General features: G+C 61.0%; 8 protein-coding genes. 5 read left to right on the plus strand and 3 right to left on the minus strand.

The features are described 5' to 3' along the window. Positions 1-355: 355 nt before the first annotated feature. Together Mal15_RS22865 and Mal15_RS22870 are read right to left on the minus strand one after the other, a co-directional pair. On the minus strand, positions 356-1,417 hold the full coding sequence (locus Mal15_RS22865; RefSeq protein WP_147869884.1) for an LOG family protein: 1,062 nt from the start codon (positions 1,415-1,417) through the stop codon (positions 356-358). 57 nt (positions 1,418-1,474) lie between these two features. Continuing rightward, complete coding sequence (locus tag Mal15_RS22870; protein ID WP_147869885.1) at positions 1,475-2,899, minus strand: Na+/H+ antiporter NhaA; 1,425 nt, start codon at positions 2,897-2,899, stop codon at positions 1,475-1,477. A 229-nt stretch (positions 2,900-3,128) separates the two neighbouring features. Between Mal15_RS22870 and Mal15_RS22875 the strand changes: the two genes are divergently transcribed. The 5 genes from Mal15_RS22875 (at position 3,129) to Mal15_RS22895 (ending at position 9,876) form a co-directional block, all read left to right on the plus strand. Continuing rightward, complete coding sequence (locus tag Mal15_RS22875; protein WP_167546998.1) at positions 3,129-3,719, plus strand: PDZ domain-containing protein; 591 nt, start codon at positions 3,129-3,131, stop codon at positions 3,717-3,719. 243 nt (positions 3,720-3,962) lie between these two features. After that, the gene (locus Mal15_RS22880) at positions 3,963-6,446 is read left to right on the plus strand and encodes a secretin and TonB N-terminal domain-containing protein (RefSeq protein ID WP_147869886.1); all 2,484 of its coding nucleotides are present in this window, start codon (positions 3,963-3,965) and stop codon (positions 6,444-6,446) included. A 238-nt stretch (positions 6,447-6,684) separates the two neighbouring features. After that, a complete protein-coding gene (locus Mal15_RS22885; protein WP_147869887.1) occupies positions 6,685-8,001 on the plus strand; it encodes a citrate synthase in 1,317 nt (438 codons plus the stop codon). A gap of 3 nt (positions 8,002-8,004) precedes the next feature. Then, complete coding sequence (locus tag Mal15_RS22890) at positions 8,005-8,571, plus strand: thioredoxin family protein (protein WP_147869888.1); 567 nt, start codon at positions 8,005-8,007, stop codon at positions 8,569-8,571. 390 nt (positions 8,572-8,961) lie between these two features. Further along, the gene (locus Mal15_RS22895; RefSeq protein ID WP_147869889.1) at positions 8,962-9,876 is read left to right on the plus strand and encodes a hypothetical protein; all 915 of its coding nucleotides are present in this window, start codon (positions 8,962-8,964) and stop codon (positions 9,874-9,876) included. A gap of 230 nt (positions 9,877-10,106) precedes the next feature. Here the strand turns inward: Mal15_RS22895 and Mal15_RS22900 are convergent, their stop codons facing one another. Further along, positions 10,107-12,755: an ATP-dependent Clp protease ATP-binding subunit gene (locus Mal15_RS22900; protein ID WP_147869890.1), complete on the minus strand. Its 2,649-nt coding sequence runs from the start codon at positions 12,753-12,755 to the stop codon at positions 10,107-10,109. Between the last annotated feature and the right edge of the window lie 365 nt (positions 12,756-13,120).

Raw genomic sequence — 13,120 nt, forward strand, 5'->3', positions numbered from 1 at the left:
CCCCGAATGGCACGGGCTTGGTGAGCCGACGGCGCTAGCCGCGGGCCTTGATATGCCTTTAACACGGCGTGGCCCGAGGCTAGCGCCTACGGCTCAGCGTATTGGCTTAAGCCCGTGCCACTCGCTCCAGCCCCCTTCCCCCTTACCATCCGTGGGTCGTTTTCTTCGCTGTCGCGTTTCTCGGAGTCGTGGAGAAATTACGGACGCAAGGCTAACGCCAGCGGCGTGACACAGTAAAGCTTGGAGTCGCGACAGCGTTCCCCAAGACCCGACGTACGAAGCCCGGCGACCCCAACGGGGTTGAACGAGACCGCTGCGCCGCCGTGGTTGCGGGACGGTTGATTCGGCCCTCAGGTCAGTCGGCGTTGATTTCGTTGATCAGCTTTCGCAATTTTCCCAGGCTGCGGCGGTCGAAGTGGAACACCAGACGCGGCAATCCGGCCAGATCCGGTTCGCCCGCTTCCTCGGCCAGCGCCTTGCACTGTTTGAAACGGCCGTCGACCAGGATGTCGCTGTACTCGCTTTGGATCGTCTCCATCTTTTCATCCGACAAGTTCTCTTTGAGCCGGAACACCAGTCGGTCGCGGACGTAGCGCATGCTGTGATAGCGGCGATAAAACCCGAGGATCTCTTCGATCGCCACGTCGACGTCGTTGGTGATCCGGTATAGCGAAACGTCGTCGGGGCTGATCATGCCGCCGCCGAGCAATTGTTTGTCGATGAACTTGCCCAGATCACTCCAGTAGCTTCCTTGCGGGTTGTCCAGCAACACCAGCGGAAGCATCGTTTGCTTTCCGGTTTGCATCAGCGTCAACGTCTCGAGCGCTTCGTCCAGCGTGCCGAACCCACCGGCGCAACAGACCACGGAGCTGCATTCTTTGACGAACATCAGCTTCCGCGTGAAGAAGTACTTCATCGTCACGAGCTTCGGGTCGCCTTCGATCACGTGGTTGGCACCCTGCTCAAACGGCAGCATGATGTTCAACCCCATCGACGCTTCTTTGCCCGCACCGACGTGACCGGCTTCCATGATCCCGCCGCCGGCACCGGTGATCACCATCCAGCCGTGCTCGGCCATCCGCCGTCCCAGCTCGGCGGCCGATTGATAGTCGGGATGATCCGGCTTGGTCCGCGCCGAGCCGAAGATCGTGACCTTGCGACGACGGCGATAAGGGCGAAACACCTTGAACGCATAGCGCAGTTCCAGCAGCGTCCGAGACAGGATTTTCAAATCGCCGCGGGACGTCCGGTCTTTTTCCAGCCTCGCGATCGTCGCACGCATCTCGTCAAACAGATCCGAGCTCTCGACCGCCGGCACCGTGGTGATCGGTTCGTCGGCCGGCTGGGGACGCTCGAGTTCGCATTCGCCGATCGCCTCGGGCGGCAAACTCTCGGGATCTCGTTGATTGGATGACATCTGCTGTGGTCCGCTGAACAAGTAGGGTGAAAAGTCCGGTGGGGTTCCAAGTCCGGCCTAGGCGGCCGTGTCACTTTGCGCCGACGCGTTTTCCTCTTCCGCTTCGTCATCGCCGGGACGCACCGAAAGCAATTTGGCGATGATGATGGCCAGCGGCGCGGCGCCGAAGCTGAGCAACGCGCCCATCTTGACCGAGTCTTGCGTCGGACCGGGGATTTTAAACGCGGCGACCGAGACGAACAGCGCGACGGTAAATCCGATTCCCGCGACCATCCCCAACGTGACGACGTGGCGATAATCCATCCCGGCCGGTTTTTGCAACCGGAATCCTTTCTCGGCCAGCAAAGTCATCGCGGTGATCCCCACCGGTTTGCCGAGCAGCAGCCCGGCCAGCACCAGCCAAGTCCCCGTCCCGACGCTGCTGAGCACGACGCCGGCGTTGGCAAGTCCGAACAAACCCAAGATGCACTCCACCGGAGTTTTCCAAAAGTGCTCGAACTCATTCAACGTGTCGCTGCGATGCAGTTCGTCTCGCGCGAAAAGCCCCAGGTCCGACACCGCGCTGGGAAGCATGGGGATGATCGGCACCAATCCCAAAGCCGGGTGGATGTGGGCCATGTAAAACGAAAACCATGACAGGACGCCGGGACCGAGCATGTAGAACCAGTGGGAATGAATCCTAAATTTGCGCAGTAACCACGCCAGCGCCATCGCCCCGGCGGTCAGCAACAACCAAATCGGTTCGATCGGCGCCGAGGGGTAAAAGATCGCCAGGATCATCAACCCGGCCGCATCGTCCGCGATCGCCAACAGCAGCAGGAACGCGATCGCCGGGTGGCCGGGGCCGAAGATCAGCCGGGCGACCAGATAGCTGAAGGCGATGTCGGTCGCACACGGGACCGCCCAACCCTGCCCGAGTTCCGCTTGGGTCCCCGTCGCATAAGCACCGGCCAAATAGAACAGAGCCGGGCCGACGATGCCTCCGAACGTCGCCAGCAAGGGTGTCGCGGCCTTGCGGGGATTCGAAAGTGCCCCGCCGGGTAGCAGCGATTCCCAAACCTCTTTGGCGGCGATGGCGAAAAACAATGCCATCAAGACGTCGTTGATAATAAAGCTGAGCGAGTACCAATGGTGGCCGCCGTCGCCGTGGCCGCCCTCACCATGATCACCCTCGCCGTGCTCCGCGTCACTGTGTTCGGCGTCACTGTGCTCCGCGTCACTGTGCTCCGCGTTGTTATCCGTAGCGATGGCGGCCGGTGACGTGGTGTCGTCGGCGACCGGAACCGGGGCACTTTCGTGATGCTCTCCGCCTCCCCACAGGTTTCGGACATCGTAGTGGATGAAATCGTGATAGCTGGTGCTGCCGCTGCGGTCGGCCAGGTTGGCCCACACGAGGGCCGCGACGGCCCCGATGACCAGCAGGAGTGAGTTGTCGATCAGAAAGCGGGCGACGCCGCCCTTTGGAGTTTCGTGCCCGGACATGGACCGTGCGAGTCTCTGGTTTTGAGAGTTGGGGTGGTTTGTGACGGTTTTTCAGCCCGATGGCCTCCGCCGCGAATCTGCGGAATGGTACCGGTTGAGTTTCTTTTTGGTGACCCCAGATGGCCGGTAACATCTCGTCGGCCGTCCCGCTTGGTCTCGGGGAACGCGATTTTTGCGTCCAAAGTCATGCAACAAAGATTCGACCGAGATTCCCGTGGGAGCGACTGCCGTGAACGAAGATCAACTTGAGAATCCTGTCCTGGGCTACGTTGTGATCGCCGTCGCCTTGGTGGTGGGCATGCTTTCGGCAACCGTTTTCGGCCAGGGGGCTGAAGAACCATTGCCCAATCGCCCCCAGGCCTGCCAGGTGAGACTGGCTGGCGAAGGAAAGACGGGAGATCACGGAACCGGAGACGGCGATAGCGCCACATCCGATCAGGATGCGGCAAATTCCCGCACCCCCGGCGCGAACTCGGCGAGCATCTCCCGGCGGGAATCCGCGTCGCACGAACCACTCAGTTCCGCCGCGCGACGTTGGATCTTAGGGGTGCGTTGCAAACCGACGACGGCCGGTTGCGTGGTCACCTCCGTCGTTCCCGGCAGTGCCGCCGAGCGGGTGGGGCTGATCGCGGGAGACCGCATTTTGACGGTCGATGGCACCCAAGTGGGCTGGCACGGTGATCGCCTGAACCCGCTCCACCAAGCCGTCGATGAAGCCCCCACGCGGCGCGTCCGCCTGCTGGTCCAGCGAGCCGAATCGGGGCTGATCCGGCCGCTGCATGCGACGTTGCAAACGATGCTGGAGACTCTGGGCCACTGACCCCGCCGGGCTGCTGCGGCGTCATGCTGCGGCGAGTTTATCGATTGCGTCCGCTTGTCGGGTCCTGTCGTTCGTTTTGGTCCTGCGGGACGCATGCCCGGGCCACCCGCACTTTCGCGTCTTGCGGACTGTGCCGATTAACCCCAACAGGCGGTTCGACCGATCCGAACGGTACAAGAGGCCGCTTCGGACCAGCGCCGGCGGTCGCGCCAAGCCTGACGGTCCCGGTCAACGAGCCACCCGATGCTGAAACTGAACCCACAACCCGCACGATTCGCCGATTCGTCCCCGTCGCCAGAGAGCGATGACGGCCGGCGGTCCGGACCGCCGGGAATTCGCGCGGGCAGATCCGCCAGCCCGCGCGCCGTGACGCCCCGATGGATCGTCGCGTTGTTGGCGGTTTGCATGTGCGGTCATGCTGCGGCCGAGTCTCCCCGCCGGCCCGCTGAAGGCTCATTCGCCGCGCAAATCGCCCGCTCGCAATTGGACGCCGCGATCGCGCTGGGGAACATGCATGCCCTGGGGCGAATCGACAAAGCATCCCGTCTGGATTCACTGTACAACGCGATGATCGAAACCGAGCGGGCCCGAATCGCCCTGCGACGCTCGGTGGCCCAGCCCCCGTCGCCCCAGCCCCCGTCGCCCCAGCCCCCGTCACTCGCCCAGAAGCAACCGATCGCATCACCGGTAACGATCGATCCGCAGGCGTCCGAAGACACCGCCGCCGACCGCGAAATCCAGATCGCGGCGTACCAGGATGATGGGGATACGGAATCGGGCGGCGGCGGACAAGTCGTCACGCTATTGCGTCCCACGCGACACCGTTTGGAGTCATCCGGCGAGCCGTCACGTGAGGCGGTGTCGCCGGAAGCAATCGAAGACGCGACAACGGATCAAACGCGCCCTCGGGCAATGAAACTGCGCGCCGACAACGTTTCTCCGGCCACAACGATCCAACCGGCGATGGCAACACCGATCTTTCCGGTGACCGTCGGACAGCCGCTGATCCCGGCGATGCCCGGTGGTGGCGGCGAAGCCAAGTTTTCCGACATGCTGCGGCAGCCGCCGCTGGTGGCGTCACCGGTGACCGCAACGACGTCGACCATCAAACCGGCAAACAAGCCCTCGCTGCCGGCGCCGGCCGCGGTAGAGGCGGCCGCGGCAGAGCCCGCTGTAAAGCCCGCAGCGCCGACCGCGGCGGAGCCGCATCAACACGTTGCTGATAAACCATCAACCACGGCGGTGCCACCCGCGGCGTCCGGGGTTCCCGCTGCGTCGGCAGGTGCCCCCGATGCATCCGTCGCCATGCAATGGCCGTTTGCGCTCGGTGGCCGCGAAACGTTGCCCACGCCGCCAAGTGCCAGCGACGTGACCTTGAGCGTCGATGATGTGGATGTCCGAACGGTCTTGGAAATGCTGGCCAAGGGCTACGGGATGAACATCTTGGTCGCCCCGGATGTCGAAGGCACGGTGACGGCGAATGTCACCGGACTGACGCCCGAGCAGACGCTTTCCAGTGTCGCCCGGATGACCGGATTGGCGATCGAGCGTGAAGACAATGTGATCTTGATCTACCCCAAAGACAATCTTCCTCGCGAGTCCCGGCAGCTGCGCGTCTTTCCGTTGGACTTTGCCCGATCCGAAGACGTGGAGCCGACGATCACGGGGTTGTTGTCACCGATCGGCAGCGCGTACAGCTCGAAGGCCGACGAATTGGATCACCGCAGGGGTCGCGAATCGATCGTCGTCGTGGACACCCCCAGCGTGCTCGCGCAGGTCGAACAGTACCTCATGCAGGCCGATCAGGCCCCGCTGCAGGTGATGATCGAAGCGCGTGTGCTGGAGATCGAACTGAAAGACAACATGGAACACGGCGTCAATTTTGAAGCGATCTTCGGCGGCGACTTTCGTGTCGGCGGTTTTCGGCTGACCGACAACATCGCCACATCGACCAATCCGTTCTACTTTGCCGAGATCAGCGGCACCGACTTAAAAGCCCTGCTGACGTTGTTGGAAACGACGACCGATGCAAAGACGCTTGCCACGCCACGGGTGATGGTGGTCAACGGGCAAAACGCAAAGATCCAAGTCGGCCAACAACTGGGTTTCGCCGTCGCCACGGTGACTCAGACCTCGACCATTCAAGACGTTCGTTATTTGGATACCGGCGTCGTGCTGAACGTCACGCCGACGATCAGCCGCGACAATCGCGTCTTGCTTCAGGTCAAACCGAAGGTCAGCAGTGGCGAGATCAACCCGGACACGCTGTTGCCTGAGGAAACGACACGTGAAGTGGAAACGTCGGTGATGCTGGACAACCACCAAGGGATGATCGTCGGCGGTCTGATTCAAGAGGAGGATCGGGTGGTGATCAAGAAACTGCCCTGGTTGGGCGATGTCAAACACGTCGGAAAACTGTTCCAACGCCGTGAAACCTCGCGGGCGCGGACCGAGATCATCGTCGCCCTGATCCCCCACATCGTGGACCCCAATATCGACGGGCAGTGCAGCATCGATGATCCGATGCGAAATCAGATCGAATGGCAGCGAACGGAAAACAGCCTTTTCAACGGTCCGCTCAATCGCGAGTGCCGTCCGTGGGAAGCCCGGCTGCCCGACGTGACCGCCGAGGGGCCGATCCACCGCGATATCGATCGTCAGCGGAATCGCCACCCTTACTGCAAAGGCTGCGAGCCGATCAAAACAAGTCTTCTGCCGATCCACTGACAGTCTAATTGTCGATCTCGTCACACCGGGGTACACTCCTGCGGTGGACACACCCAGCCGTCGCGGAGCGATTTGCCCGGTTTTCCCGACACGGTAAATCGGCTACGCCGCTGGCGGTCATCGGGTCGCCCATTCCGGCGGACGCCCCGTTAATTTGGGGATCCAGTCCTCCACCGCCAATCGCATTGGCACGCCCCCCATACTGCCCTCGCCCCATCGAGATTTCCCGGATCACGTGATGAGTTCAAGCGTTAATTTGGAAACCCAAGACGCCGGTAAGGTTCGCCTGATTTATGGTGACCAAGAAATTGAGCTCCCGGTCGTCGAAGGCAGCGAAGGGGAGCGGGGGATCGACATCTCTGCACTTCGCGGTTCGACCGGGCTGGTGACGCTGGATGAAGGGTTCGTGAACACCGGCAGCACGCGAAGCGCGGTCACCTTTTTGGACGGCGAAAAGGGCGTCCTGCGGTACCGCGGCTATCCGATCGAAGACCTGGCCGCCCACTGCGATTTCGTCGAAGTCGCTTACCTGCTGATCCACGGCGAATTGCCCAGCCCCGAAGAAGCGGCCAATTTCCGCAGCGGGATCCGCCACCACACCATGATCCACGAGGACATGCGGTCGTTCTACAACGGATTCCCGCGTGACGCCCACCCGATGGCGATCCTCAGCAGCGTCGTCGGGGCGTTGTCGACCTTCTATCAAGATTCGATGCAAGTCGATGATCCCGACCAGGTCGAGATTTCGATTTATCGGCTGCTGGCGAAATTGCCGACGATCGCCGCCTATGCGTACAAAAAGTCGATCGGCCAGCCGTTCATGTATCCGAACAACGATTTGGATTACTGCGAAAACTTCCTGCACATGATGTTCGCAACGCCGGCCCACGATCACTTGGTCGACCCGGACTTTGCCGAAGCGCTCAACCTGCTGCTGATCGTCCACGCCGATCACGAACAGAACTGCAGCACGTCGACGGTGCGAATGGTCGGCAGCAGCAACTCGAACCTGTTCGCGTCGATCTCCGCCGGCATCGGCGCCCTCTGGGGACCGCTGCACGGGGGGGCGAACGAAGCCTGCGTGAACATGCTGGAACAAATCGCGGCCGACGGCGGGAACGTCAAAAAGTACGTCGACATGGCTAAGGACAAGAACAGCAGCTTCCGCCTGATGGGATTCGGACACCGGGTCTACAAGAACTTTGACCCCCGCGCCCAAATCATTCGCGCCTGCTGTGACAAACTGCTGGCCAAGCTGAACATCGACGACCCCTTGTTCCACGTTGCCCAGGAATTGCAGGACGTCGCGTTGGAGGACGAGTACTTCGTCGAACGCAAGCTGTACCCGAACGTCGATTTCTATTCCGGCGTGATCTACCGGGCGATGGGCATTCCCGTCCAGATGTTTACCGTCCTGTTCTCGCTCGGTCGGCTCCCCGGCTGGATCGCCCACTGGAAAGAACTGCACGCCACCCCGGGCAAACGAATTTATCGCCCCCGACAGATCTACACCGGGCAAAACCAACGAACCGTCGTGCCGATCGAGAACCGCTGATCGATGTCGCTCGACTATACTGCCCTGTTCGAACAAGGGCTCGACTACAACGCGTTTTTGACCAAGTACGGCAATCCGGCCCAGCAGGACCGCTGGGCTGCGGTGCATCGTGAAGTCCGGATTGATCCGGCCCAGCGTGAACTGCTGGGTGGATTCACCCGTGAAATGAAAGTCCTGGTCTCCGCCGGGGTCTGGTGCGGTGATTGCATCAACCAGTGCCCGGTGTTCGACCATTTCGCCGACGCCAACGCGAACATTCGCGTGCGTTTTTTTGATCGCGACGACCACAGCGAATTCGCCGCGGCCATCTCGACCTGCGGCGGGCATCGCGTCCCCTCGGTGCTGTTTCTCAGCGAAGACAATTATGTCTGCGGACGCTACGGAGACCGGACGCTGGCGACGTACCGGCACATGGCCGCCACCCAGCTCGGGCCCAGTTGCCCGACCGGCATCGGCGCGGTCAACGTCGATCTGCTGACCGCCGTGACCGCCGAATGGCTGGCCGAGTTCGAAAGGATCCAGCTGATGCTGCGATTGTCCGGGCGGTTGCGCGAAAAGCACGGCGATTGAACGGTCAAGCAGCGCTGTCTGCGGCAGAAGAGGTGCCCAGGCCAGAAGATTTCGGGGGGCATCGTTTACTGGTCAAAAAATTTACTGGTCAAAAAATGGAGCCGCCGGACGTGTTGGCGACCACACCAGGTCCACACGCTTTCATTTTTTGACAAACCCATTTTTTGACCAACCTCTTTCTCGCCCCTCCATCTCTCTCGCGCCCTCCGCGTTCCAGCCACCGCCACCCGGCTGTCAAACCTTTCCGGTTATTCACCTGGAACCGCCTGTGGGCAGCTTCTTGCCGCTGAAACCGGTCTCCAGCGGGTCTGAACGACTGAATATTGCCGGTTCAGAACTCCGATTTCCTATGCAGCCCCCTGTTTATCCACGTTTTACTGGAGCCTTCCAGTGCCGAAATTTCCGCGGCCGCCCCGTGTCTCGATTGTGATTCCGCTGCAGCGTGACGAGAAACTGTTCGAGGAAACGTTGCTGAGTGTCTTGGAAAACCAGACGGATGACTGCCAGATCGTTGCCGTACACAACGGGACCTACACCGACCCCTTTGAGCTGAGTGATGAAGTCCACTTCGTCACCGCGCGGTCTTCGAACCTGACCGATCTGGTACGCGATGCGTTCGACGCCACCAGTGCCCCGATCGTCCATGTGCTGGGCACGGGAATGAAAGCTTGTGCGGAGTGGACCGACCGTGCGCTCGAACACTTCGACACCCCGCACGTTGGTGCCGTCACTCCCGCACTGGTCGATGACACCGGCCGAAGCGTCGACGGTGCCCACTGGTCCGATTCCGACGGACGGTTCTGTCAAAGCTGGCCTGCCGATGCGCCGCCCGAAGGCGTCTCCGGATTCTTCATCAACACATTTTTCATTCGGCGTCATCTGCTCGGCGATCTGCTCGACGCGGTCGCCCCGGCGATGAGCGATCCGATCGCAGTCAGTTACGCAATGGGATGCCTGTTGAAGCGAGCGGGATGGACGACGGCGTCGGCAGCGGATTGCTACATCCAGGCGGACAGTGCATTGGTGCCGGTCGACGAGTCGGACGTGGCACGCGGTCAGTGCTTGGCAGCGATCCGCCATCGAATCCTGCCAAGTGAACCAGTTCCAGGAATGGTCACGATGCTTCGCCAAGCGTTGCTGGGCGGGAGTTCTCTGGGCGAGATGATCGGGATGCTGCGGTATCGCAACAGCATGTCCGCGGTGCGTCGCGCGATCGACCTGGATTGTGTCGCATCGGTCGACCAGATCGCCGGCGTGATCAACCTGCCGACGGCCGAACCGCGCCTGGGGCGCGAGGCGGCGTAGCGGAACGCGCCAGGGGGCTGTTGGCTTCTCTTACACGCCGGAATGTGCGCAATAATGCCAGCCCGACGCGTAAGCGAGGGACGCCACGTTGCCCCTCGCTTACGCGTCGGGCTGGCAAAGGCACTCTGGATTCGAAAAAAACAGCAGGCCGCGACGAAAAACAAAAAGCCCCGCCGGTTGATCAACCGACGGGGCTTCGCGATTCTGATTCAGGCCATCAGCGTGGCGGGTCAGTCGTTCGACTCATCCTTGCTTTCTTCGCTTTCGCCGACCGCGGCGCTGACCGGTTGCTCCTTCTCTTCGGTGTGCCCGCGGGTTTCGCCGTGGAATTCCAGTCGGACGACTTTCACCTTCTTGCCATCGGGGTCGATCATCTTCCCGTCTTCGGTGATCGTCATGTCGCTCGGAGCGATCGAGTTGCCGTCGGAGTTTTCCAGGATCCCTTTGACCACGATCGTGTCCTTGCCTTCGAACGCACCACGCAGCAATTCTTCGCTGAGCGGATCTTCGATGCGTTGCTCGATCGCGCGACGCAGCGGACGTGCACCGTAATCCAGGTCGGTTCCGCGACGGATCAGGAACTCCTTCGCTTCGTCCTGCAGTTCCAGGGCCAAGCCGCGGTCGAGCAATCGCTCGCGGACCTTGGACAGTTCGAAATCGATGACCAGCTTCAAATCTTCACGGGTCAGGTGACGGAAGATGATCGTGTCGTCCAACCGGTTCAGGAACTCGGGGCGGAAGACGCGTTCGATTTGTTCCATCACGCGAGTCTTCATCGACTCGTAGCTGGCGTCGGTGTCGGATTTTTGGAACCCGAACGCGGATTCGTTCTTGATCGCTTCGGCACCGGCGTTGGTCGTCATGATCAGGATCGTGTTGCGGAAGTCCACGTTGCGGCCGAACGAATCGGTCAAACGCCCTTCTTCCATCACCTGCAGCATCATGTTGAACACGTCGGGGTGAGCCTTTTCGATTTCATCGAACAGCACCACGGCGTACGGTCGGCGGCGGATTTTTTCCGTCAACTGGCCGCCTTCTTCATAACCGACGAACCCGGGAGGCGCCCCGATCAGTCGGCTGACGTTGTGTTTCTCCATGTACTCGCTCATGTCGATGTGCACGAGCGCGTCGCTGTCGCCGAACATGTATTCGGCAAGCGCTTTGGCCAACAACGTTTTACCGACACCGGTCGGTCCGGCGAAGATGAACGAACCGGTGGGGCGTCGCGGATCCTTCAAACCGCTGCGGCTGCGTCGGACCGCCTTGGCAACGGCCGAAACCGCCAGGTCCTGGCTGACGACGCGTTTGTGCAGTTCTTCCTCCATCCGCATCAACCGCAAGCTGTCTTCGGTCGACAGCCGGGTCAGCGGGATGCCGGTCATCTTGCTGACGACCTCCGCGATCACTTCTTCGTCGACCACGCCGTCGGTCTGTTGACTCTTCTCCCGCCAGTCTTGGGTGATCTGGTCTTTCTTCTTGCGAAGCTTCTCGGCCTGATCGCGCAAGTTGGCGGCTTTTTCGAAGTCTTGGTTGGCGACCGCGTCTTCTTTTTCCTTGTTCAGCTGCTCGACTTCTTCATCGATTTCTTTCAGATCCGGCGGACGGGTCATCGTACGCAGACGCACCCGGGCACCGGCTTCGTCGATCACATCGATCGCCTTGTCGGGCAGGCAGCGTGCGGTGATGTAGCGTTCGCTCATTTCGACGGCCGAGACCACGGCGTCGTCGGTGATCTGAACGCGGTGGTGTTCTTCGTAGCGTTCGCGAAGCCCTTTCAGGATCTCGATCGTTTCCTCTTTGCCGGTCGGTTCGACGATGATCTCTTGGAAACGTCGCGCCAGGGCGTTGTCTTTTTCGATGTACTTGCGGTACTCGTCCAGCGTCGTAGCACCGATGCACTGGATCTCGCCACGGGCCAGGGCCGGTTTGAGAACGTTGGCGGCGTCGATCGCACCTTCGGCACCACCGGCACCGACCAGGGTGTGGAGTTCGTCGATGAACAGGATCGTGTTCTTCACACGACGGACTTCGGTCATGACCGCTTTGATGCGTTCTTCGAATTGACCGCGGTACTTCGTCCCGGCGACCATCATCGCAAGGTCCAGGACGACGATGCGTTTTTCGGCCAGGATCTCGGGGACTTCGCCCTCGATCACTTTTTGGGCGAACCCTTCGACGATCGCCGTCTTGCCGACACCGGCTTCGCCCAGCAGCACCGGATTGTTCTTGGTGCGGCGGCAGAGGATTTGGATGGCGCGTTCGATTTCGCGTTCGCGTCCGATGACCGGATCCAGTTCACCCTTGCGGGCGAGTTCCGTCAGATCGCGACCGAAGCTGTCCAGGGCCGGCGTCTTGCTCTTGCCGCTCTTGCCGGACGATCCGCTGGAACTGCCTTCTTCGGATCCGCGTCCGCCACGCTCGCCGACTTCGGCGCCTTCGAGGCCGTGGCCGAGCAGATTGAGCACTTCTTCGCGGACGTCTTCCAGTTTCAGCCCCAGGTTCATCAACACCTGGGCGGCGACGCCTTCTTGCTCTCGCAGCAGCCCCAGCAGAATGTGCTCGGTGCCGACGTAGCTGTGGTTCAGATTCCGAGCCTCCTCCATCGAGTACTCGATCACCTTCTTGGCCCGCGGCGTTTGCGGCAGCTTGCCGACGGTCACCATCTCGGGACCGCTTTGGACCAGTTTCTCGACCTCCAACCGAATCTTGCGAAGATCGACGTCCAGGTTCTTCAAAACATTCGCGGCCACACCACTGCCTTCTTTCACCAGCCCGAGCAAAATGTGCTCGGTGCCGATGTATTCGTGGTTAAAGCGCTGTGCTTCCTGGTTGGCCAGTTGCATCACTTTGCGAGCGCGGTCGGTAAATCGTTCGTACATAAGTTTGTCTCGTTACCCGGCGGGTTTTGCCAAGCGGGCACCCGCGGGGGGCACACACTCGGGTTGGTCCATTCAAATCAGACGCGGCATTGACCAGGGAACCGAGTTCCCGGCATCAAACCACGTCAGCCTTGCATTGTTCAAAACTCAGGTCGACAGCCGAACTGTCAACTTGGCGATTCGTTCGTCTCGATTCCTCGTCAGTCCCTTATCAGCAAACCGTACGCCATTGGAAGCGAAATCGAGTCACAACGACCGCTTGAGGACACAGCGGCGGTAGGGATCACCGGTAATCAACCGGCTGAATTCGATTCTATCGGTTTTGTAAATTTTGGGGGATAGGAGTCCCGGCGAAACAAGCGGAC

The sequence above is a fragment of the Stieleria maiorica genome (assembly GCF_008035925.1).
GTDB lineage: Bacteria > Planctomycetota > Planctomycetia > Pirellulales > Pirellulaceae > Stieleria > Stieleria maiorica.

What these genes read in the sequence shown, in the direction of transcription:
- Mal15_RS22870 (WP_147869885.1), bottom strand. Translation starts at nt 2,899, where the DNA reads ATGTCCGGGCACGAAACTCCAAAGGGCGGCGTCGCCCGCTTTCTGATC.
- Mal15_RS22900 (WP_147869890.1), bottom strand. Translation starts at nt 12,755, where the DNA reads ATGTACGAACGATTTACCGACCGCGCTCGCAAAGTGATGCAACTGGCC.
- Mal15_RS22865 (WP_147869884.1), bottom strand. Translation starts at nt 1,417, where the DNA reads ATGTCATCCAATCAACGAGATCCCGAGAGTTTGCCGCCCGAGGCGATC.
- Mal15_RS22880 (WP_147869886.1), top strand. Translation starts at nt 3,963, where the DNA reads ATGCTGAAACTGAACCCACAACCCGCACGATTCGCCGATTCGTCCCCG.
- Mal15_RS22890 (WP_147869888.1), top strand. Translation starts at nt 8,005, where the DNA reads ATGTCGCTCGACTATACTGCCCTGTTCGAACAAGGGCTCGACTACAAC.
- Mal15_RS22885 (WP_147869887.1), top strand. Translation starts at nt 6,685, where the DNA reads ATGAGTTCAAGCGTTAATTTGGAAACCCAAGACGCCGGTAAGGTTCGC.